22 protein-coding genes are annotated in these 20574 nt (G+C 69.9%); 12 read left to right on the top strand and 10 right to left on the bottom strand.

What is annotated here, in order from left to right; genetic code table 11:
* Nucleotides 1–13 precede the first annotated feature (13 nt).
* The 5 genes from cmaA2 to AC5Y4S_RS14020 form a co-directional block, all read right to left on the bottom strand.
* Nucleotides 14–934 carry a cyclopropane mycolic acid synthase CmaA2 gene (cmaA2, locus tag AC5Y4S_RS14040; RefSeq protein ID WP_068114101.1) on the bottom strand — a complete coding sequence of 307 codons (921 nt, stop codon included), beginning with the start codon at nucleotides 932–934 and terminating at the stop codon, nucleotides 14–16.
* Between the two features lie 11 nt (nucleotides 935–945).
* Nucleotides 946–1461, bottom strand: a complete 516-nt coding sequence (locus AC5Y4S_RS14035) for an FAS1-like dehydratase domain-containing protein (protein WP_500033365.1) — start codon at nucleotides 1459–1461, stop codon at nucleotides 946–948.
* 42 nt (nucleotides 1462–1503) lie between these two features.
* Nucleotides 1504–2415 carry an HAD family hydrolase gene (locus AC5Y4S_RS14030; protein ID WP_500033364.1) on the bottom strand — a complete coding sequence of 304 codons (912 nt, stop codon included), beginning with the start codon at nucleotides 2413–2415 and terminating at the stop codon, nucleotides 1504–1506.
* A gap of 118 nt (nucleotides 2416–2533) precedes the next feature.
* Complete coding sequence (locus AC5Y4S_RS14025) at nucleotides 2534–2824, bottom strand: WXG100 family type VII secretion target (protein WP_500033363.1); 291 nt, start codon at nucleotides 2822–2824, stop codon at nucleotides 2534–2536.
* Nucleotides 2817–3128: a WXG100 family type VII secretion target gene (locus AC5Y4S_RS14020; protein WP_500033362.1), complete on the bottom strand. Its 312-nt coding sequence runs from the start codon at nucleotides 3126–3128 to the stop codon at nucleotides 2817–2819. The genes AC5Y4S_RS14025 and AC5Y4S_RS14020 overlap by 8 nt, the downstream gene beginning before the upstream one ends.
* A gap of 57 nt (nucleotides 3129–3185) precedes the next feature.
* Between AC5Y4S_RS14020 and AC5Y4S_RS14015 the strand changes: the two genes are divergently transcribed.
* The 7 genes from AC5Y4S_RS14015 (at nucleotide 3186) to AC5Y4S_RS13985 (ending at nucleotide 9465) form a co-directional block, all read left to right on the top strand.
* On the top strand, nucleotides 3186–3443 hold the full coding sequence (locus AC5Y4S_RS14015) for a glutaredoxin family protein (protein WP_500033361.1): 258 nt from the start codon (nucleotides 3186–3188) through the stop codon (nucleotides 3441–3443).
* Between the two features lie 100 nt (nucleotides 3444–3543).
* Nucleotides 3544–4914, top strand: a complete 1371-nt coding sequence (locus AC5Y4S_RS14010) for a glutamyl-tRNA reductase (RefSeq protein WP_500033360.1) — start codon at nucleotides 3544–3546, stop codon at nucleotides 4912–4914.
* 13 nt (nucleotides 4915–4927) lie between these two features.
* Nucleotides 4928–5872, top strand: a complete 945-nt coding sequence (gene hemC, locus AC5Y4S_RS14005) for a hydroxymethylbilane synthase (protein WP_068126600.1) — start codon at nucleotides 4928–4930, stop codon at nucleotides 5870–5872.
* 22 nt (nucleotides 5873–5894) lie between these two features.
* Nucleotides 5895–7568: a bifunctional uroporphyrinogen-III C-methyltransferase/uroporphyrinogen-III synthase gene (locus AC5Y4S_RS14000; RefSeq protein ID WP_500033359.1), complete on the top strand. Its 1674-nt coding sequence runs from the start codon at nucleotides 5895–5897 to the stop codon at nucleotides 7566–7568.
* Nucleotides 7569–7671: 103 nt separating this feature from the next.
* Nucleotides 7672–8655, top strand: a complete 984-nt coding sequence (gene hemB / locus AC5Y4S_RS13995) for a porphobilinogen synthase (RefSeq protein WP_500033358.1) — start codon at nucleotides 7672–7674, stop codon at nucleotides 8653–8655.
* 13 nt (nucleotides 8656–8668) lie between these two features.
* On the top strand, nucleotides 8669–9223 hold the full coding sequence (gene mce1N, locus AC5Y4S_RS13990) for a transport-regulating membrane protein Mce1N (protein ID WP_500033357.1): 555 nt from the start codon (nucleotides 8669–8671) through the stop codon (nucleotides 9221–9223).
* Entirely contained in the window at nucleotides 9220–9465 is a 246-nt protein-coding gene (locus tag AC5Y4S_RS13985) for a hypothetical protein (RefSeq protein ID WP_500033356.1), read from the top strand. Before mce1N ends, AC5Y4S_RS13985 begins: the two co-directional genes overlap by 4 nt.
* A gap of 3 nt (nucleotides 9466–9468) precedes the next feature.
* Here the strand turns inward: AC5Y4S_RS13985 and AC5Y4S_RS13980 are convergent, their stop codons facing one another.
* Together AC5Y4S_RS13980 and AC5Y4S_RS13975 are read right to left on the bottom strand one after the other, a co-directional pair.
* Nucleotides 9469–9777, bottom strand: a complete 309-nt coding sequence (locus tag AC5Y4S_RS13980) for a hypothetical protein (RefSeq protein ID WP_500033355.1) — start codon at nucleotides 9775–9777, stop codon at nucleotides 9469–9471.
* The gene (locus tag AC5Y4S_RS13975; protein ID WP_500033354.1) at nucleotides 9778–10434 is read right to left on the bottom strand and encodes a DJ-1/PfpI family protein; all 657 of its coding nucleotides are present in this window, start codon (nucleotides 10432–10434) and stop codon (nucleotides 9778–9780) included.
* 74 nt (nucleotides 10435–10508) lie between these two features.
* Here AC5Y4S_RS13975 and AC5Y4S_RS13970 point away from each other — a divergent pair, with 74 nt between their 5' ends.
* Complete coding sequence (locus AC5Y4S_RS13970; protein WP_500033353.1) at nucleotides 10509–11462, top strand: GlxA family transcriptional regulator; 954 nt, start codon at nucleotides 10509–10511, stop codon at nucleotides 11460–11462.
* Here AC5Y4S_RS13970 and AC5Y4S_RS13965 read toward each other — a convergent pair.
* Nucleotides 11459–11890, bottom strand: a complete 432-nt coding sequence (locus tag AC5Y4S_RS13965) for an STAS domain-containing protein (protein ID WP_500033352.1) — start codon at nucleotides 11888–11890, stop codon at nucleotides 11459–11461. The two genes, AC5Y4S_RS13970 and AC5Y4S_RS13965, sit on opposite strands and share 4 nt — an antisense overlap.
* Before the next feature lie 316 nt (nucleotides 11891–12206).
* On the opposite strand from AC5Y4S_RS13965, the gene AC5Y4S_RS13960 reads away from it, so the two are divergent.
* Both AC5Y4S_RS13960 and AC5Y4S_RS13955 read left to right on the top strand, forming a co-directional pair.
* Nucleotides 12207–13445 carry an acyltransferase family protein gene (locus tag AC5Y4S_RS13960; protein WP_500033351.1) on the top strand — a complete coding sequence of 413 codons (1239 nt, stop codon included), beginning with the start codon at nucleotides 12207–12209 and terminating at the stop codon, nucleotides 13443–13445.
* Nucleotides 13446–13613: 168 nt separating this feature from the next.
* Entirely contained in the window at nucleotides 13614–14309 is a 696-nt protein-coding gene (locus AC5Y4S_RS13955; RefSeq protein ID WP_500033350.1) for an Rv0518 family GDSL lipase, read from the top strand.
* 226 nt (nucleotides 14310–14535) lie between these two features.
* Here AC5Y4S_RS13955 and AC5Y4S_RS13950 read toward each other — a convergent pair whose 3' ends face one another.
* Nucleotides 14536–16653 carry an acyltransferase family protein gene (locus AC5Y4S_RS13950; protein WP_500034009.1) on the bottom strand — a complete coding sequence of 706 codons (2118 nt, stop codon included), beginning with the start codon at nucleotides 16651–16653 and terminating at the stop codon, nucleotides 14536–14538.
* A 51-nt stretch (nucleotides 16654–16704) separates the two neighbouring features.
* Nucleotides 16705–17553: an alpha/beta hydrolase gene (locus AC5Y4S_RS13945; RefSeq protein WP_500033349.1), complete on the bottom strand. Its 849-nt coding sequence runs from the start codon at nucleotides 17551–17553 to the stop codon at nucleotides 16705–16707.
* A 107-nt stretch (nucleotides 17554–17660) separates the two neighbouring features.
* Between AC5Y4S_RS13945 and AC5Y4S_RS13940 the strand changes: the two genes are divergently transcribed.
* Complete coding sequence (locus AC5Y4S_RS13940; protein ID WP_500033348.1) at nucleotides 17661–19334, top strand: phospholipase C; 1674 nt, start codon at nucleotides 17661–17663, stop codon at nucleotides 19332–19334.
* Nucleotides 19335–19425: 91 nt separating this feature from the next.
* Complete coding sequence (locus AC5Y4S_RS13935) at nucleotides 19426–20571, top strand: LLM class flavin-dependent oxidoreductase (protein WP_068181626.1); 1146 nt, start codon at nucleotides 19426–19428, stop codon at nucleotides 20569–20571.
* The last annotated feature ends 3 nt before the right edge of the window (nucleotides 20572–20574 follow it).

Genomic DNA, 20574 nt, shown 5'->3' with positions numbered 1-20574 from the left:
CGCCCGTCGCCGCCTACTTGACCAGGGTGAACTGGCAGACGTCCGTGTAGTGGTCGCGGAACAGGTCCGAGCAGCCCCTCAGGTAGTGCATGTAGATGTCGTAGGTCTCCTGCCCCTTCAGGGCAATGGCCTCTTCTTTGTGTGCCTCGAGCGCATCGGCCCAGGTGTTCAGGGTGGGCACGTAGTTCTTGCCGATCCGGTGGTAGCGCTCGACCTTCCAGCCCGCGTTGGACGAGTAGTGGTCGATCTGCGGGATCTGCGGCAGCCGGCCACCCGGGAAGATCTCGGTCAGGATGAACCTGATGAAGCGCAGCAGGCTCATCGGCGCCGTCAGCCCGAGCTCCTTGGCCTCCTCGGGGCTGGGCACGATGATCGTGTGCAGCAGCATCCGGCCGTCGTCGGGCGTCAGGCTGTAGAACTTCTTGAAAAACGTGTCGTAGCGCTCGAATCCGGCGTCACCGGCGCCGTCGGCGAAGTGCTCGAAGGCGCCCAGTGACACGATGCGGTCCACCGGCTCGTCGAATTCCTCCCAGCCCTGGATGCGCACCTCCTTGCGGCGCGGGCTGTCCATCTCCTCGAACTTGGCCTTGTCGTGGGCGTACTGGTTTTCGCTGAGCGTCAACCCGATCACGTTGACGTCGTACTCGGCGACCGCGTGGCGCATGGTGGATCCCCAGCCGCAGCCGATGTCGAGCAGCGTCATGCCGGGCTCGAGGTTGAGCTTGTCCAGCGCGAGCTTGCGCTTGGCGTACTGCGCCTCTTCGAGCGTCTTGGTCAGGTTCTTGGGGTCAGGGTTCTCGTCGAAGTAGGCGCAGCTGTAGGTCATCGACGGGTCAAGCCAAAGCTTGAAGAACTCGTTGGATTTGTCGTAGTGGGATCGGACTGCTTCGACCGGCGGCTTCAGCTGTGTGCCACGCGATTCATCCTGTGACATGGGAATCGACCCTACTTTCCGGCTGATATGGATGCGACCGCGGCGACGGTTTCTTCAGCGCGCGCGTCTTCGTGTGAGGCTTCCCCCAGCATCGTAACGATGCTAGTGACGACGGGATCACCGTTGGCGTCTGTGACTTCGCTGCGGATCTCGACGACGACGGCGCCGTGGGATTCGATCACCGAGTCCAAATAGGTGTCGAAATACAGCCTGTCGTTCGCAAGGATCGGGCGGTGAAACCGAAACTTCTGGTCGCGGTGCATGACCCGGGCGATGTTGATCGGGATGTCGAACTTGGTGAAGATCTCCAGCTGCACACGGCGCCCCGCAACGGCCAGGAAGGTCAGGGGAGCCACCAGCGCGTCGTAACCGGCGTTCGCCGCGTCCGTCTCGCTGAAGTGCGTCGGGTGGTCGTCCTTCACCGCGGCCGCGAACTCGCGGACCTTCTCGCGTCCGACCTCGAAGTAGTCCGGTGCCCGGTAATGGCTACCGATGAGGTCTTGGGTGCCTTGGGGGAGTACTGACATGCCGCTTGCTCTCCGCTCGATTACATCTAGCGGCGCAGCCTATCAGCGCGATTGGCGCCGGGATGCCACTGCCGCCAGCGCGCCGCCGGCCGCGCCCAGGGCCAGCGCCGACGGCACCCCGATCCGGGCCGCCTTGCGAGCGGTCCGGAAGTCGCGGATCTCCCAGCCCCGTTCACGGGCCAGGGCCCGCAGCCGCGCATCGGGATTGATCGCCACCGCAGTGCCCACCAGCGACAACATCGGCACGTCGTTGTAGCTGTCCGAATACGCGGTGCAGCGCTTGAGGTTGAGGCCCTCGCGGATCGCCAGCGAACGCACGGCGTGGGCCTTGCCGGGACCGTGCAGGATTTCGCCGACCAGCCGGCCGGTGAAGACGCCGTCGACCGATTCGGCGACGGTCCCCAGCGCGCCGGTCAGGCCGAGCCGGCGGGCGATGGTCGCCGCGAGCTCGTACGGCGTGGCGGTGATCAGCCACACCTGCTGGCCGGCGTCGAGGTGCATCTGGGTGAGCTCGCGGGTGCCCGGCCAGATCTTGTCGGCGATGATCTCGTCGTAGATCTCCTCGCCGAGAGCGACCAGCTGCTCGACGGAGCGGCCCTCGATGAAGGTGAGCGCCTTGCGCCGGCCGGCGGCGACGTCGTTGCTGTTCTCCTTGCCCAGCCACTGAAACTTGGCCTGCGCGTAGATGAATCCGAGCACATCGCGGTAGGTGAAGTAGTTGCGGGCGGCCAACCCGCGGCCGAAATGTACGGCCGACGAGCCCTGGACCAGGGTGTTGTCCACGTCGAAGAACGCGGCCGCGGTCAGGTCGATCGGCGGCTGCGGGCGGCCCTCGTCGGCTTCGCTCGCGGCCTGCAGGTCCTCGAGCGCGCGTTCGGCGCTCGCGTTGTCGACCAGCGAATCCAGGTCGGGGCGCCCGGTGTGCTCGGCGCCGCCCGACTCAGAGGAAGTCATCGCCAAACCTCCTAGATCGCCGTGCCGCCCGCTGTCCGCGGGGCGACCGCTATCAACCCTATCCGGCGGATGTTAGGGACGGTTTTCTGCGCCTGAGCTGGATGGGGGCGCGGTCAGGTCAGGGCCACATGCCCAAATTCGTTGACATGGCGCCGGTGTAGTTGCGGTGCGCGGTCGCGCCCGCGGCGCGCAGCTGGGCCAGCGCCTCGCGCATCATCTCCTCGCCGCGAGCCCAGTGCCGATGCGCCTCGGCGTGCGCCTCGGCGCCGCGTCCCGTCCAAGTCGAATGCAAATTGCTTACCAGAGCATCGATTTCGCCGAGCGTGTGTTCGGCATAGCGCTGAAACTCCGTCATTCGTTGCACCGCGTCGGCCAACCCCTGCGGGTCGACCCGAAACGCCTCAGCCACGGCCCACCTCGCGCATCTCGTGCGCGGAGGCGGCCTCGTTGGCCTGGTAGAGCCCGCCGGCCTGGGCCACCAACCGCGCCAGCATCGACAAGCCCACCTCCACCTCGCCCGCGCCGCGGTGCCACAGCTCCCACGCCGAGGCGTACGCGCTGCCCGACGCTCCGCGCCAGCCGCCCAGCATCTCGCCCACCTGATTGTCGAGGTCGGCCAGCTGGCTTTTGAGATCCTCGGCGCGGCTCGCCAACGCTTCGGCGAACCCCCGCATCGCCTGCGGGTCGGCGCTCAGCGTCTCGTCAGCGGCCACAGCGGCAACGTAACCGCTGCGTCGCGGCCCCACAATTCACTAGGCACACTGGTCACCATGAGCGGGCGACGTGTGGAGCTGCTGACCCGCGACGGCTGCACCATCTGTGAGCGGGTGCACGCGCGGCTGCAGGAACTGGCGGGCGAGCTCGGCTTCGAGCTGGCGGCGACCGACGTCGACGCCGCCGCGGCGGCGGGCAACCCGGCGTTGCGCGCGGAGTTCGGCGACCGCCTGCCGGTGATCCTGCTGGACGGGCGCGAGCACAGCTATTGGGAGGTCGACGAGCCCCGGCTGCGGGCCGATCTGGCTGGGTAGCCCGGCGACCATTCATTTGGTAGCCCAGCTGATTAACGTTTACCGTGGACACCAGTTCAGTTACTGGAGGAAGCAAGGGAGCTGGCCAGGTGATGCTGCCGTGAGCGTCTTGCTCTTCGGGGTTTCGCACCGCAGTGCGCCGGTCTCCGTCCTGGAACAACTCAGCATCGACGAGGCCGATCAGGTCAAGATCGTCGATCGGGTGTTGCAGTCGCCGCTGGTGACCGAGGCGATGGTGCTCTCGACGTGCAACCGCGTCGAGGTGTACGCCGTCGTCGACGCGTTCCACGGCGGGTTGGCGGTGGTCGGGCAGGTGCTGTCGGAACACTCCGGCATGTCGATGGGTGATCTGACCAAGTACGCCTACGTGCGCTACAGCGAGGCAGCCGTCGAACACCTCTTTGCCGTCGCGAGCGGCCTGGATTCGGCGGTGATCGGCGAGCAGCAGGTGCTGGGCCAGGTGCGTCGCGCCTACGCCGCCGCCGAGGCCAACCGCACCGTCGGCCGGGTGCTGCACGAGCTGGCCCAGCGGGCGCTGTCGGTGGGCAAGCGGGTGCATTCCGAAACCGCCATCGACGCCGCCGGCGCCTCGGTGGTGTCGGTCGCGCTCGCGATGGCCGAACGCAGGCTGGGCGGGCTGGCGGGCAAGACCGCCGCGGTCATCGGCGCCGGGGCGATGGGCGCGCTGTCGTCCGCCCACCTCACCCGGGCCGGCATCGACCATGTTCTGGTGCTCAACCGGTCGGCCTCCCGCGGGCAGCGGCTGGCCCGCAAGATCCGCGAGTCCGGGGTGCGCGCCGAGGCGCTGACCCTCGACCGGCTGGCCGACGCGCTGGCGAACGCCGACGTGGTGGTCAGCTGCACGGGCGCGGTCAGCCCCGTGGTGTCGCTGGCCGACGTGCACCACGCGCTGGCCACCGCCCGCCGGGACGAGACCACCCATCCCCTGGTGATCTGTGACCTGGGCATGCCGCGCGACGTCGATCCGGCGGTGGCCGGACTGCCCGGCGTCTGGGTCGTCGACGTGGAACGCGTGCAGCACGAGCCGTCGGCGCATGCCGCGGCCTCCGACGTCGACGCCGCGCGCCACATCGTGGCGGCCGAAGTCGCCACCTACCTGGCCGGACAGCGGATGGCCGAGGTCACCCCGACGGTTACGGCGCTGCGTCAGCGCGCCGCCGACGTCGTCGAAGCCGAACTGCTGCGCCTCGACAACCGGCTGCCCGGCCTGGAGAGCGCCCATCGCGAGGAGGTGGCCCGCACCGTGCGGCGGGTGGTGGACAAGCTGCTGCACGCCCCGACCGTGCGGATCAAGCAGCTCGCCAGCGCCCCCGGCGGCGACAGCTACGCCGAGGCCCTGCGCGAACTCTTCGAACTCGACCAGACCGCCGTGGACGCTGTTGCCGCGGGCGAATTGCCCGCTGTATCAAGCGGTTTCGACGGCGGCATGCCGACACAGTCCGCCGAGTAGCCGATTGGCGCACGTGATCCGGATAGGCACGCGGGGTAGCCTGTTGGCTACCACCCAGGCCGGCGTCGTCAGGGACGCCTTGATCGCCAACGGCCACCCCGCGGAACTGGTCACCATCGCGACCGCGGGCGACCGGTCGTCGGCGCCCATCCAGAGCCTCGGCGTGGGGGCGTTCACCACCGCGCTGCGGGAGGCCATCGACGACGGCCGCGTCGACGCCGCGGTGCATTCGCACAAGGATTTGCCCACCGCCGACGACCCGAGGTTCACCATCGCGGCGATCCCGCCGCGCAACGACCCCCGCGACGCGCTCGTCGCCCGGGACGGGTTGGTGCTGGGGGAGTTGCCGGCGGGTTCGCTGGTGGGCACCTCTTCGCCGCGGCGGGCCGCACAGCTTAGAGCATTGGGTCTCGGTTTGGAAATCCGCCCCCTACGAGGCAACCTAGATACCAGGTTGAACAGGGTAAGCAGTGGTGATCTTGACGCGATCGTGGTGGCCCGGGCCGGTCTCGCCCGGCTGGGCCGCCTCGACGATGTCACCGAGACGCTAGAGCCGGTGCAGATGTTGCCAGCACCGGCTCAGGGCGCGCTCGCCGTCGAGTGCCGCGCCGGTGACGAGTTGGCGGCGGTGCTGGCGGAGCTGGACGACGCCGACACGCGCGCGGCGGTCACCGCGGAGCGAGCCCTGCTGGCCGAACTGGAGGCGGGTTGCTCCGCACCGGTGGGCGCGATCGCCGAGGTGGTCGAGTCCATCGATGAGGACGGCCGGGTCTTCGAAGAGCTGTCGTTGCGTGGCTGTGTGGCGGCGCTGGACGGGTCGGATGTGATCCGAGCGTCCGGAGTCGGCACTCCCGGCCGGGCACGAGAGCTGGGGCTTTCGGTCGCCGCGGAGCTGTTCGAGCTGGGCGCGCGGGAGCTGATTGGGGGGGCGCGGCAAGACCCCGCGCAAGGAAACTGAAGAGAGTCACTTGGGAGCGACAATGACGACGCGAGGGCGTAAGCCGAGACCGGGCCACATCACGTTCGTGGGCTCCGGCCCCGGCGACCCGGGACTGTTGACGACGCGGGCCGCCGCGGTGCTGGCCAACGCCGCCCTGGTGTTCACCGACCCGGACGTGCCCGAACCCGTGCTCGCGCTGATCGGCAAGGACCTGCCGCCGGTCTCCGGGCCGGCGCCGGCCGGCCCGGCCGTCCCGACCGCCGAAGGCGACAGCCAAGGATCCCCGGACGATCAGAGCCAGGCGGCGCCCGCGGTGATCTCCGCCGGGCCCGATGTGCGGCCGGCGTTGGGCGAACCGGCGGAGGTGGCCAAGACGCTGGTCGCCGAGGCCCGTGCCGGCGTCGACGTGGTGCGGCTGGTGGCCGGCGACCCGCTGACGCTCGACGCCGTCATCACCGAGGTGAACGCCGTCGCGCGCAGCCACCTGCACATCGAGATCGTGCCCGGCCTGGCCGCCACCAGCGCCGTCCCGACCTACGCCGGCCTGCCGCTGGGCTCGTCGCACACCGTCGCCGACGTGCGCGGTGACGTGGACTGGGATGCGCTGGCCGCGGCGCCCGGCCCGCTGATCCTGCAGGCCACCGCGTCGCACCTGGCCGACGCGGCCCGCGCGCTGATCGAGCACGAGCTGGCCGAGGCCACCCCCTGCGTGGTGACCGCGCAGGGCACCACCTGCCAGCAGCGTTCGGTCGAGACCACGCTGAGCGGCCTGACCGATCCGGCCGTCCTGGGCGGCAGCGACCCGGCGGGCCCGCTGACCGGCCCGCTCGTGGTGACCATCGGCAAGACCGTGGCCAGCCGGGCGAAGCTGAACTGGTGGGAAAGCCGCGCGCTGTACGGCTGGACCGTGCTGGTGCCCCGCACCAAGGACCAGGCCGGCGAGATGAGCGAGCGGCTGACCTCCTACGGCGCGCTGCCGGTCGAGGTGCCGACCATCGCCGTCGAGCCACCGCGCAGCCCCGCCCAGATGGAACGGGCGGTCAAGGGCCTGGTCGACGGCCGCTTCCAGTGGGTGGTGTTCACCTCCACCAACGCGGTGCGCGCGGTGTGGGAGAAGTTCGGTGAGTTCGGCCTGGACGCCCGCGCGTTCTCCGGCGTGAAGATCGCCTGCGTCGGCGAGTCGACGGCCGACCGGGTGCGCGCCTTCGGGATCAGCCCCGAGCTGGTGCCGGCCGGCGAGCAGTCCTCGCTCGGTTTGCTCGACGACTTCCCGCCCTATGACAGCATTTTCGACCCGGTGAACCGTGTCCTGCTGCCGCGGGCCGACATCGCCACCGAGACGCTGGCCGAGGGCCTGCGCGAGCGCGGCTGGGAGATCGAGGACGTGACGGCCTACCGGACGGTGCGCGCCGCGCCGCCGCCGGCGGCCACCCGCGAAATGATCAAGACCGGCGGGTTCGACGCGGTGTGCTTCACGTCCAGCTCGACGGTGCGCAACCTGGTCGGCATCGCCGGCAAGCCGCACGCCCGGACGATCATCGCCTGCATCGGGCCCAAGACGGCCGAGACCGCCGCCGAGTTCGGCCTGCGGGTCGACGTCCAACCCGACACCGCCGCCGTCGGCCCCCTGGTCGACGCCCTGGCCGAACACGCCGCGCGGTTGCGCGCCGAGGGCGCGCTGCCACCGCCGCGCAAGAAGAGCCGCAGGCGCTAGTGGCGATCGCCGCCGGACGCGCGAGAGTCCGTGTTTGTACGCCGACACGCCGTCGGGGCCGGCATTTTGCGGACCCTCGCGGCTGCGTAACCGCGCCGCGAGGATGAGCGCCTACCCGCGGCAGCGCCCGCGCCGGCTCCGCTCGACCCCCGCGTTGCGCCGCCTGGTGGCGCAAACGTCGCTGGAGCCAAGGCATTTGGTGCTGCCTATGTTCGTCGCCGACGGGATCGACGAACCGCGGCCCATCGCGTCGATGCCGAACGTGGTTCAGCACGACCGGGATTCGCTGCGTGCGGCCGCGGAAGCCGCCGTCGCCGCGGGGGTGGGCGGGCTGATGCTGTTCGGCGTGCCCCGCGAGCAGGACAAGGACCCGACCGGCTCGGCCGGCACCGACCCCGACGGCATCCTCAACGTCGCGCTGCGCGACCTGGCCAAGGACCTCGGCGACGCCACCGTGCTGATGGCCGACACCTGCCTGGACGAGTTCACCGATCACGGCCACTGCGGGGTGCTGGACGCGCGCGGCCGGGTGGACAACGACGCCACCCTGGCTCGCTACGTCAAACTGGCTGTGGCACAAGCGGAATCGGGCGCCCACGTGGTCGGGCCGAGCGGGATGATGGACGGCCAGGTGGCCGCGATCCGCGACGGCCTGGACGCCGCCGGCTACGCCGACGTGGTGATCCTGGCCTACGCGGCGAAGTTCGCCTCGGCCTTCTACGGCCCCTTCCGCGAGGCGGTGAGCTCCAGCCTGTCCGGGGACCGGCGCACCTACCAGCAGGAGTCGGGCAACTTCCGCGAGGCGCTGCGCGAGATCCGGCTGGACCTCGACGAGGGCGCCGACATCCTGATGGTCAAGCCCGCGATGGGCTACCTGGATGTGGTGTCCGCGGCGGCCTCGATCTCACCGGTGCCGGTGGCCGCCTACCAGGTGTCGGGGGAATACGCGATGATCTGCGCGGCGGCCGCCAACGGCTGGATCGACGAACGCGCCGCCGCGCTGGAGTCGCTGACGAGCATCCGGCGCGCCGGGGCCGACATCGTGCTCACCTACTGGGCCGCGGACGCGGCGGAATGGCTTTCGTGAGACGGGGCGCGCTTTGACATCGGAGACCAGGGCGGGCGGCGGCGAGCCACAGCCGCTGTTCTACGAGCCCGGCGCGAGCTGGTGGTGGGTGGCGCTGGGCCCGGCGTCCGCCGGCGCGATGGTCCTGATCGAAATCTGGAGCGGCGCCAAGGTGTCGCTGGTCGTCCCGGCGATCTTTTTGGTGCTGGTGTCGGCGTTCGTGGGGCTGCAAGTGAAGGCGGCGCGGATCCACGTCTCCGTCGAGCTCACCGAGGACGCGCTGCGGCAGGGCACCGAGACCATCCTGGTGCGGGAGATCCTCAAGGTTTACCCTTCGCCCGAGCATCACCAGGCCTCCGGCAAGGAGCTGGCGAGGTGGCAGTCCGCGCGGGCGCTCGGCGAATTGGTGGGGGTGCCGCGCGGCCGGATCGGGATCGGCCTCAAGCTCACCAACGATCGCACCGCCCAGGCGTGGGCGCGCCGCCACCGTCACCTTCGGGCGGCGCTGACCCCGCTGGTCCAGGAGCGGGTGGAGCCCGCCGGATCCGATGTCGCCGACGACGATTTCGAAGGCGGGCCGACGTCGTGACCGCCCGCTACGGCAGCTTGCGGGCCCTGCTCTTGCTGGCCCTGGCCTGCGCGGCGCTGGCGGGCGCGGGGGTGAGCTGGGTGCACGCGCGCCACACGGTCCGCGTCGCGCCCATCGCGGACGGCCAGCCGTTCACCACGTCGCTGGTGTACAACCCCCAGCTGCTGTTGCTGGCCCTGGTGCTGGTGACGACCGCGGGTGTGCTGGCGGTGCTGGGCATCGCGCGGCTGCGGCGGCGCTAAGGGTCAGGGGGATCGTCGGCCGCGCGTGCCCGTCACGGCCGACCGCGGCAGCCGACCGGCCCGCGAATAGCCGGCGAGCGAGTCGCCGTCGACGACGACGTCGAAAGTCAGATTCAGCCGCATCGGCTTGGTCACCGACTGCCGCCAGGTCACTCGGTCCCCATTGATCGAAATGTCCTGCAGCGCAACGGTGTCGCCCTTGTAGGTCGCCGTACCGACAGGGCCATCGACGGCCTGCTCGAAGGTGTAGGACACCGCCAGAGAGCCGATCGGCGTCTTGATGGTGACGTCCCAATCACCGAACACGCTCATTCACACCTCCATCGGTTCGCGCCCGGCCGGCGTCCACACCGTGCCGCGGCGCTCGTACTCGAACATCTCCTCGACCGCCCGCGCGATGCGCGGCCCGTAGGAGCGCTCCAGCAGATACAGCGCCAGATCCAGGCCGGAGGTGACTCCCCCGGCGCTGATCAGGTCGCCGTCGTCGACGACCCGCGCCCGCACCGGATGCACCCCCGCCGCTTCGAGCAGGTCCATGCCAAGGTGATGGGTGACGGCGTAGCGGCCCTCGATCAGCCCGCTCATCGCCAACACGATCGACCCGCCGCAGACGGTCGCCACGGTGACCGCGGGATTGTCGAACGCCTCGCGCATCAGGGGTGTCAGTGCGGTCTCGGTCGCCCGGGCCAGCAGCACCGGGATCGTCTCGACCCCGTCGTCCGGGTCGCCGGCTATCGGCCCATTCGCGCCCGGAACCACGACGTATCCGGGCTTGCCCGGATCCAGCGGGCCGCCCGCCGTCAGCGCCAGGCGTCGGGTGCCGCTGACGACCTGCCGCGCGCCCTCGGCCGAAACGAGCTCCACGACGAGGTCTCCGCCCACCGCGTCGCCGCCGGCGGCAAGCACCTCGAACGGGGCGATGACGTCGAGCGGGTCGAACCCGTCGAACAACACGATCTGCGCATACACCCGTACGAGGTTCGCCGACGCGGGCGCCGTCGGCCAGTGGCCAAACAGCCACGTTTCGCCGGTATATTGCCAACGTGCACCGCGTTGTGGTCGTGGCGCTGCCGGACACCGTCGCCTTCGACCTGGCCACCCCCGTCGAGGTCTTCGGCCGGATCCGCCTGCCCGACGGCTCGCCCGGATACGACGTCCGCGTGTGCGGCGCCGAGCCCGTGGTGACCGCGGGGCCGATGCGTATCGCGACCGAGCTGGGCATCGACGCGCTCGCCGAGGCGGATACCGTCGTCGTGCCCGGCCGCAATGACGTCACGACGCCGGTCCCGGACGACGTCACGGCCGCGCTGAAAGCCGCGTACGCCAAGGGGATTCGGATCGCCTCCATCTGCAGCGGGGCCTTCACGCTCGCCGCGGCGGGGCTGCTCGACGGCAAGCGGGCGACCACGCATTGGGTGGCCGCGGAGCAGTTTCGGGCCGCCTTTCCGGCCGTCACGCTCGATGCCGACGTGCTCTACGTCGACGAGGGGCAGGTGCTCACGTCCGCCGGCGCGTCGGCGGGCCTGGACCTGTGCCTGCACATGGTCGCCCGCGACTACGGGTCCGCGGTTGCCGCCGAGGCGGCGAGGCTGGCGGTGGCGCCGCTGCATCGCAGCGGCGGTCAAGCGCAGTTCATCGTCCGCAACCGGCGCCCTGGCAATACCGAACTCGGCCCGCTGCTGGCATGGATCGAGGAACACGCTCGCGAGGAGCTCAGTCTCGTCGACGTCGCGGCCAAAGCGTCCAGCAGCATCCGCACCCTCAACCGTCGATTCCAGGCCGAGACGGGTCAAACTCCCATGCAGTGGGTCACCGGCGTGCGGATCCGCCACGCGCAGGAACTGTTGGAGCGGACGCCCGACAGCATCGAACTCATCGCCCGCCAGGTCGGCTTTCGGTCAGCGTCCAGCTTTCGGGAACAATTCAGGCGAGTCGCCGGGGTGTCGCCACAGGGTTATCGGAACACGTTCCGGGAGCGGGCCCTCGAGAAGAACTAGGCCGTCTTCTTGATGAGCGGCAGCACGAGCTGGCGGCGGCTGACGATGGCCTCGGCGAGGCTGCGCAGCGCCTCGTGCACCGACCGCGCGATCGGAAAGTCGCCCCGGTCGCCCAGCAGTCCGGTGATCGCGGGGCTGGCGACCAAGGTCCACTCGACGCCGGCGGCGCGGCAGTCCTCGTCGAACCGGTGCACCAGTGCGACGCCGGCCGCAGCAAAATGGCTCACGTCGCTCAGATCGAGCACCACGGGGTTGCTCCCGAGGGTGAATCGCCAAAGGTATTCGCTGACCCGGTCGACGTTGGCGGGGTCGATGCCGCCGCGGACGGTCACCACGGTCGCCAGGTGACGGCAGTGGGCGCGAATCTGGGCGGCGCCGCAATCGAAGGTGCCGTAACCATGCCGAGTCGCGACATTGGTGATCGTCATGAGCGCCCCATTCCTTCGAACCTGTCCTCCTAACCGTGCCCGTTAAATCTAAGGAGACCGAAAGCCGGTCCTAACTCTTTGCTAAGAAGCCACTTTCGGGGGTTCTGGCCTGGGCCGAAGCAACGCGGGCGGCTTGCGCGGGCCGACGTGGGCCGCGCCCCGAAACCCGTGCCACGCCACGGCCCATCACGCGATCGGCGCGCTCGCGCTGTTACGCTTCGAGGGCTGCCGGTTGCCGGTCGGGGGGCTTGACATCGCCCGGTCAGCCGGTACGCAACGGATACGAAACAGCGAGAGTCCAGGCGGAAAGAACAACGTGCGCGGCGCAGAGATCCGGGGAGAGATCAAGGCCCTGACGGGACTCCGCATCGTCGCCGCGGTGTGGGTGGTGCTGTTTCACTTCCGCCCGATGCTGGGCGACGCGTCGCCCGGCCTGCGCGACGCCCTCGCGCCCGTGCTCAATTGCGGGGCCCAGGGCGTCGACCTCTTCTTCATCCTCAGCGGGTTCGTGCTGACCTGGAACTACCTCGACCGCATGGGCCGCTCGTGGTCGACGCGGGCCACCCTGCACTTCCTGTGGCTGCGGCTGGCCCGGGTGTGGCCGGTGTACCTGGTCACGATGCACCTGGCCGCGCTGTGGGTGATTTTCACGCTGCACGTCGGGCATGTGCCGTCGCCCGACGCCGCCCAGCTCACCGCGATCAGCTATGTGCGCCAGATCCTGCTCGTGCAGCTGTGGTTCCAGCCGTTCTTCGACGACTCCAGCTGGGATGGTCCGGCCTGGTCGATCAGCGCGGAGTGGCTGGCCTACCTGCTCTTCGGCGTGCTGGTGCTGGTGATCCTGCGGATGAAGCAGGCGACCAGGGCGCGCAGCCTGATGGTGCTGGCGTTCGCGGCGTCGTTGCCGCCGGTGGTGATGCTGCTGGCCAGTGGCCATTTCTACACGCCGTGGAGCTGGCTGCCGCGGATCGTGACCCAGTTCGTCGCGGGCGCCCTGGCCTGTGCCGCCGTGCGCAGGTTGCGGTTGACCAGTCGCGGCCGCCGCGTCGCCGGGTACGTGTCCCTGCTTCTGCTGGCGGCCATGGTGGGCGTTCTGTATTGGTTCAGCGCGCACCCGATCAACGGCGTGGTGGAGAACGACAGCGGCGGGGTGGTCGACGTGCTGTTCGTTCCGCTGGTGATCGCGCTGGCGATCGGCGTGGGGGGCCTGCCGAGGATCCTGTCCACCCGGGTCATGGTGTACGGCGGACAGATCTCGTTCTGCCTGTACATGGTCCACGAGCTGGTGCACACCGCCTGGGGATGGGTGGTCGAGGAGTTCGAGCTCACGCCGCAGGACAACCCGTGGAAATGGAACGTCGTCGGCCTGCTCGCGATCGCCGTCGGCATGTCAATCCTGCTGTATCACTTCGTCGAAGAGCCCGCGCGCCGCTGGATGCGCAGGATGGTCTCCGTCCGGCCCGCGACCGCGAAAACCGAGGCTAGCGAACCGGTTAGCGCCAAGGTTCGACCGATCGAGGATGCGCGGGAAGCGATTTCGGCGCGCGCGGTGTGAGATTTACCTCGGCGCGCGGATCCGGTCTCGCCCGGAACCCGTCGATACCATGGCGACAGCGGTCAGCCGCCATTCGGCGGATTGACGCCCGGCCCGCGCCGATTCCTCGTACGATTCCGTTGATTCGGATGCGGCGCACGACGATACAGCTTTCGGGGGGAGGTAGCCATGAGTCGCCTGGCCACGCTCATGCTCGGCCTCGCCCTGGTGGCGGGCGTCGTTCTCGCGGGCCCGGCACCGGTTCGGGCCTACCAACCTCTGACCCTGGATTCCCGACTGAACCACGTGGCCGTCGTCGGCGACTCCTACACCACCGGAACCGACGAGGGCGGCCTCGGGCCGAATTCGTGGACCGCGCTGGCCTGGCACACGCTGGCCCAGCGCGGCGTGCGGATCGTGTCCGACGTGGCGGCCGAGGGTAGGGCCGGCTACGGCGTGCCGGGTGACCACGGCAGCATCTTCGAGGACCTGACCGGGAGGGCGGTCAAGCCCGAGGATGCCCTCGTGGTGTTCTTCGGCTCCCGCAACGACCAGGGCTTCCATCCCGAGGACCCCGAGCTGCTGGCCGGAAAGGTGCGGGACACCTTCGCTCTCGCGCGGCGCCTGTCGCCGTCCGCCAGGCTGCTGGTGATCGGGCCGCCGTGGCCGACCGCCGACGTGCCGGATTCCGTCCTCGAGATTCGCGACGTGCTCAACGGCGCGGCGCGGGCCGCCGGCGCGACGTTCGTCGATCCGATCGGTGATCGCTGGTTCGTCGACAGGCCCGACCTGATCGGCCCGGACGGTGTGCACCCCAACGACGCGGGGCATCAGTATCTGGCGGACAAGATCGCGCCGCTGATCGGCATGCAGCTGTCTCGATGACGTCGCGGTGAGCAGCCAAAGCCTTAGGCGCGCAAGGCTTTAGGCTAATCTTCCGCGTGGCGCTCGTAGTCCCATTGCTCCAGGCGCGTTTGCAACTGCATCAGCCCGACGCCCGCGACGGGCGCGATGGCCGCAATGCAGATCAGCAGCAGCGGAGTCATCTTGAAAACCTCCAAACACCTTTCACTGATATGACGTTCGTGCATGGCGAGAAGTTCATTACGCGTCAGCCGTCCGCCAGGGCGCGGTCCGCGAGCGCACCGATCACCGGTGTCAGCAGTTGCGCGTATTCGGTCGTGATGTGGTTGTCGTCCCGGAAAACCAGGGTGTTGCCGACGATCACGGGGCAGCGGTCGACGGCGCAGAACAGGTCGGTCAGGTCGGCGTACTGCCCGCCGGCCACGGTGGTCGCCGCCCGCTCGGCGCCCATGCCGTCCTCGTCGAGCGCGTCCGATCGGGTCGGCGCGCACGCGGCGGCGTTGTCCAGGTGACCCGACAGGCAGGCCGGCACCTGCCCGTGCGGATCCGGGGCGGGCCCAAGAACCAGGACGCTCGCGCCGGTGCTCCGCAACTGTTCGACCGTGCGCCCCAGGGTGTCGATCCAGGCGGGGTCGTATGAGGTGAAACCGAAATCCGCCCCGTAGCGCCGGCTCATGTCCAGCACGATCAGCCGCGGGCGCTCGGCCTTCAGCCGGTCCATGATCTGGCCGCGCCACTGGACGCATTCGGTGTACTCGCGGCCCAGGTACGGGCTGGTGATGCGAAGTTCCTGCAGCGGGCACGTCACCTTGGCCAGCGCCTCCAGCCGCCAGTGCCGCTGCTCGGCCACCCGCTGGAAGGCCGGCTCCCACATGGCGGCGTGCGAGTCGCCGACCAGGGCCACCCTCGTCGGCGACGCCAAATCACCTGTCGCGCAGTCGCTTTGGCCCACGTCGCGCCACGATCGCACGCACCCGTTCACGAAGACGGGGGCCTTGTCGGCCGGCGCCTTGGCGAGCGGCGGGTCGAGGTTGGACGGGACGGCGCGCAGCGCCGCGGACGCCGCGACGGCATCGCGCACCTGCGCGAAGGCCTGGCGCAGCGCCGCTTCGGTCGCGCTGACGGCGGCGACGCCGGGTGGGGGCACCGCGACGATGTTGGCCTTCGGCGCCGCCACCCCGTGACCCGCCGGCACCGGCGTCAACGTCAGCAACAGCACGCACGCGCAGGCCGCCGCCGCGCTGGCGGCGCCGGCCACCGCGAGGCTGGCCTTCGCCGATTGGCGCAGGGCGGCGGCGAACCGGCCGGGGTCCTCGACCAGATGCAGTGTGATCACGGCCAGGCCCGCCGACACGGCGGTCGCGGTCAGCCGGGCCGGCAGCCCGGCGGGCTCGCCCAGCAACGGCGGCATGAGCAACAGCACCGGCCAGTGCCACAGGTACCAGGAGTAGGAGACCCGGCCGATCGCCCGCATCGGCGGCTTGCACAGCAGGCGCCCGGCGCCCAACCCGCCCGTCACGCAACCCGCGCCGATCACCAGCGCGGTGCCCAGCACGGGCAGCAGCGCGGCGGTGCCGGGGTAGGGGGTGCCCGGACCCAGCTGGGTGCAGGTGAGCGCGATCAGCCCCAGGCCGCCCCACCCCGCGATGGACGCGGGCAGCAGGGGCAGCCTGCGCCACACCGGGATCGACAGGGCCACCAGGCCGCCCGCCGCCAGCTCCCAGGCGCGGGTCGGCAGCGAGAAGAACGCGAAGGCGGGCGACGTGCGGGTCCACACCACGCCCGCCGCGAGCGACGCGGCACCCACCACCGCGAGCACCACCACATAGGGCGTCGCCCCCTTGCCGGCACCGCCCTTCGCGCGGCGGACCAGCCACGCGGTGCCGATGATGAGCACCGGCCACACCAGATAGAACTGCTCCTCGACGCCCAGCGACCAATAGTGCTGGAACGGCGAGGGGGCGTCGGAGGACAGGTAGTCGGTGCCCTGGCGGGCGAACCGGTAATTGCCGACGTACAGGGCGCTGGCGATGCCGTCGAGGAAGACGCTGCGCGCCTGCAGGGGCGGGAGCACCGCGGCGGCCGCCGCGGTGGTGACGACGCCGACGGTGGCGGCCGCGGGCAGCAGGCGCCGGGCGCGCGCGCCGTAGAAGCGGCCCAGCCGGACGGTGCCGGTGGTGGTGACCTCGCGCCACAGCAGGCCGGTGATGAGGAAGCCGGAGATGACGAAGAAGACGTCCACACCGATGTAGCCGCCGGCGACGCCCGGGATGCCCGCGTGGTAGAGCACGACCGCGATGACCGCGACGGCGCGCAATCCCTCGATGTCGGGCCGGAATCCGTTCCGGGAGGTCCGCCGCTCCACTCGACGTGGGCCGCTGGGGAGCACTTCCTGCCGGACTGTCATCTGCGTGGGCTAGGTCGCCATCCAGGCCAGTTCACCTGGCAGTTGCGTGCGCCAGTAACCAACGTCGTGTCCCCCCAGCGAGAAGCTGCCCGCCGGCGGGGTCTTCAGTTGGCCGACGAATTGTCTTGTGGCGAAATAGAAGCGGTCGAAGGTGCCGCAGTCGACGCGCAGGGGAATCGAGTTCAGCGCGGGCACACCAAGGACGCTGTTCTGCACCCAGTCGTCGTAGCTGTCGAACGCTCCCGGAGCGCTGCCGGCGAACGAGGTGTACAGCGCCGGGCTGACCGCGCAGATCCCGGCCGTCCGCGACGGCCCCAGCTTGGCGCCCAGGTGCAGCGCCCCGTAGCCGCCCATCGACCACCCCATGAAACCGACCCGTGAGGTGTCCATGCCCATCGACGACAGCATGGGCAGCAGCTCCTCGAGCACCATCGCGCCCGAGTCCTCGCCGGAAGCCCGTTTGTGCCAATAGGTGTTGCCCCCGTCGACGCTCACGACGGCGAACGCGGGCTTGCCCTCCTTCACCAGCCGGGCCAGCCCCTCCGGGACCCCCATCTCCAGCATCTGGTTGGCGTCGCCGTCCACGCCGTGCAGCGCGATCACCGGGCGCAGCATCCCGGTCTGGCCCGGCGGCACGGCGATCACGTAGTTGGTCTTGACGCCCCCGCGCGCCGCCGACACGAACGACCCGGTGATCTTGCTCGGCAGCGCGGCGCCCGCGGTCGGGGGTTCGTACGGCGCCGGCGCCGCTTGCGGCTTGATCGGATCCAGCAGGCCGCTCAAGGCGAACACGCCGGCGGCGCCGAGGCTGGCGCCGGCACCCATCCGGAGCACCGCCCGGCGTGTCAGGTCAGGCATGATCGCAATGATGCCGCGCCGAGCCGACATTCCCGGCCGAGCCACGCCGTATTGGAAGCATTGCGTGATCTGGCGTGATCTGTTGGTCACGAAGAGGAGATCTTTGAATGGTCCGTACGCCTGGTGTTGAGGCGCCGTTCACCCGATGGGCCCCGGCTGAAGACCTGGAGCCGGTACGCCTCGGCGGCATGGGATTGCAGCGTTTCGCCGCGGTGCTGGCGGTACTCGTCCTCGTCGCCGCGTGCGGGCATCGACCCACGAGCCCGAGCGCGGAGCCGGCGACCGCCACGCCGATCCACCACCTGGTGGTGATCTTCGAAGAGAACGTCTCGTTCGACCACTACTTCGGCACGTATCCCCACGCCGCGGGCGTCGACGGCCAACCGTTCACTGCCAAGCCGGGCACCCCCGCGGTGGACGGCCTGACCCCAGAGTTGTTGACGCACAATCCCAATTCGGTGCAGCCGATGCGGTTGGGCGGACCGGGTCAGATCGTGACCTGCGACCAGGACCACGAATACCAGGCCGAACAACTGGCCTTCAACGGCGGCGCGATGGATCGGTTCGTCGAGCACACCGAGGGCGACCCGTGCCCGGCGCCGTCCTTCAACGCACCCGGCCTGGTGATGGGCTACTACGACGGCAACACGGTGACCGCGCTGTGGAACTACGCGCAGCACTACTCGATGAGCGACAACTTCTACAACACCACCTTCGGCCCGTCGTCGCCCGGCCACATCAACCTGGTCTCGGGCCAAACGCACGGTGTGACAAAGAAATTCATGCCCGGCGGCCAGCCGTTCCCGCCGCACATGGTGATCGACGACACCGGCAACGGCCAGGGCACCCTGATCAACGACTCGCAACCCTACGGCGACGACTGCTCGTCACGCGACCAGGTGCAGTTCAGCGCCGACAACAAGAACATCGGTGACCTGCTGACCGCGAAGGGCGTCACCTGGGGCTGGTTCCAGGGCGGCTTCCGGCCCACCAACCGCAGGCCCGACGGCACCGCCGAGTGCGGCGCCACCCACAACATCGGCGAAACCCTCGGCGGGACCGGCAAAATCGGGCCGCTGCCGTTCGGCACCAAGCCCGACTACGTCCCGCACCACGAGCCGTTCCAGTACTACCCGTCCACCGCCAACCCGCACCACCTGCCGCCGAGCGCGACCGACCAGATCGGGCGCGGTGACCAGGCCAACCATCAATACGACCTGTCCGATTTCTGGGCCGCCGCCGACGGCGGTCACCTGCCGGCGGTGAGCTTCCTCAAACCGCCCGCCTACCAAAACGGGCACGCCGGCTACTCCGATCCGCTCGACGAGCAGCGGTTCCTCGTCGAGACGGTCAACCGCCTGCAGCGGCTCCCGCAATGGCGCGATACCGCGATCGTCGTCGCCTATGACGACTCCGACGGCTGGTACGATCACAAACCCTCGCCGATCGTGACCTCCTCGGCCACGCCCGAGGACGCGCTGAGCGGTCCCGGCCGATGCGGTGATCCCGCCGCCGCGCCCGCCGCGTATCAGGGCCGCTGCGGGTACGGCCCGCGCCTGCCGCTGCTGGTGATATCCCCTTACGCCAGAACGAATTTCGTCGACCACGCGTTGACCGACCAGACGTCGATCCTGCGGTTCATCGAGGACAACTGGAGCACCGGCCGCATCGGCGACCACTCCTTCGACGAGCGCGCCGGCGCGCTCACCGGGATGCTGGATTTCACCGGTCCCACCCAACCGGCGCTGGCCCTCGACCCCCGTACCGGCAACCCGCAATAGCGTCGGCCCGGAATCCAATCTCGCAGTTTTCAACCCTCGCGCGTCCCGCCGATGTCCCGCACGATCGGGGGTTGGACACGAGGGAGGGTGAATGAGCCTGGCGTTTCATTGGTTCCTGCCGACGTACGGGGATTCGCGAAACCTGGTCGCCGGCGGGCACGGCACCGCGATGCACGGTGACCGGCCCGCGACGTTGCGGTATCTGCACCAGATCTGCGCGGCCGCCGAGGACAACGGCTTCGAGGCCGTGCTCACGCCGACCGGATTATGGTGCGAGGACGCGTGGTTGACGACGGCGATGCTGATCGAGGGCACCGAGACGCTGAAGTTCCTGGTCGCGTTCCGCCCCGGGCTGCTCAGCCCCACCCTGGCTGCGCAGATGGCCGGGACGTTCCAGCGGCACTCGGGCGGTCGGCTGCTGCTCAACGTCGTCACCGGCGGCGAACCGCACGAGCAGCGCGCCTACGGGGATTTCCTGGACAAGGAATCGCGCTATGCCCGCACCGCCGAGTTCCTGCACGTGGTGCGGCAACTGTGGACCTCGCGGGAGCCGGTCACCTTCGCCGGTGACCACATCCGCATCGACGGCGCGCAGCTGAACAACCCGCCCGACCCGATCCCCGCGGTGTTCTTCGGCGGGTCGTCGGCCGCAGCGGGGCCGGTCGCGGCCAAATACTCCGACGTCTACCTCACCTGGGGCGAGCCGCGGGCGGCCGTCGCCAAGAAGCTCGACTGGATCCGGGGGCGGGCGGCCGATGCGGGGCGAATCCTGCAGTACGGCTTGCGGATTCACGTGATCAGCCGCGACACCTCCGAGCAGGCGTGGGCCGAGGCCGACCGGCTGCTCGCCGCGGTCGACCCGGCCGACGTCGAGCGGGTGCAGGCCAGCCTGGCGCGCAGCGAGTCCGAGGGCCAGCGCCGCATGCTGGACCTGCACGGCGGCGACAGCGGCCGCCTCGTGGTCGGCCCCAACCTGTGGGCCGGGGTGGGCCTGGTGCGCGGCGGCGCGGGCACCGCGCTGGTCGGGTCGCACGCCGAGGTGGCCGAACGGCTGGCCGAATACTCGCGACTGGGCATCAGCCACTTCATCCTGTCGGGCTACCCCCACCTGGAGGAGGCGTACTGGTTCGGTGAGGGTGTGCTGCCGCTGCTCGAACGAAAGGGCTTGTGGCAGCACCCCAACCGCCAATCACACCCGGCGCCGTCGACGCCGTTCGCGATCGCGTCCGCGCAGTAGGCC

This window comes from Mycobacterium sp. NGS64 (assembly GCF_059812245.1).
This window is presented reverse-complemented; position numbering and strand designations above follow the sequence as displayed.

Excerpts from the sequence above, each read along its gene's own strand:
- cmaA2 (WP_068114101.1), bottom strand. The coding sequence starts at position 934 with ATGTCACAGGATGAATCGCGTGGCACACAGCTGAAGCCGCCGGTCGAA.
- AC5Y4S_RS14035 (WP_500033365.1), bottom strand. The coding sequence starts at position 1,461 with ATGTCAGTACTCCCCCAAGGCACCCAAGACCTCATCGGTAGCCATTAC.
- AC5Y4S_RS14030 (WP_500033364.1), bottom strand. The coding sequence starts at position 2,415 with ATGACTTCCTCTGAGTCGGGCGGCGCCGAGCACACCGGGCGCCCCGAC.
- AC5Y4S_RS14015 (WP_500033361.1), top strand. The coding sequence starts at position 3,186 with ATGAGCGGGCGACGTGTGGAGCTGCTGACCCGCGACGGCTGCACCATC.
- AC5Y4S_RS14000 (WP_500033359.1), top strand. The coding sequence starts at position 5,895 with ATGACGACGCGAGGGCGTAAGCCGAGACCGGGCCACATCACGTTCGTG.
- hemB (WP_500033358.1), top strand. The coding sequence starts at position 7,672 with ATGAGCGCCTACCCGCGGCAGCGCCCGCGCCGGCTCCGCTCGACCCCC.
- AC5Y4S_RS13980 (WP_500033355.1), bottom strand. The coding sequence starts at position 9,777 with ATGAGCGTGTTCGGTGATTGGGACGTCACCATCAAGACGCCGATCGGC.
- AC5Y4S_RS13965 (WP_500033352.1), bottom strand. The coding sequence starts at position 11,890 with ATGACGATCACCAATGTCGCGACTCGGCATGGTTACGGCACCTTCGAT.
- AC5Y4S_RS13955 (WP_500033350.1), top strand. The coding sequence starts at position 13,614 with ATGAGTCGCCTGGCCACGCTCATGCTCGGCCTCGCCCTGGTGGCGGGC.
- AC5Y4S_RS13945 (WP_500033349.1), bottom strand. The coding sequence starts at position 17,553 with ATGCCTGACCTGACACGCCGGGCGGTGCTCCGGATGGGTGCCGGCGCC.
- AC5Y4S_RS13940 (WP_500033348.1), top strand. The coding sequence starts at position 17,661 with ATGGTCCGTACGCCTGGTGTTGAGGCGCCGTTCACCCGATGGGCCCCG.
- AC5Y4S_RS13935 (WP_068181626.1), top strand. The coding sequence starts at position 19,426 with ATGAGCCTGGCGTTTCATTGGTTCCTGCCGACGTACGGGGATTCGCGA.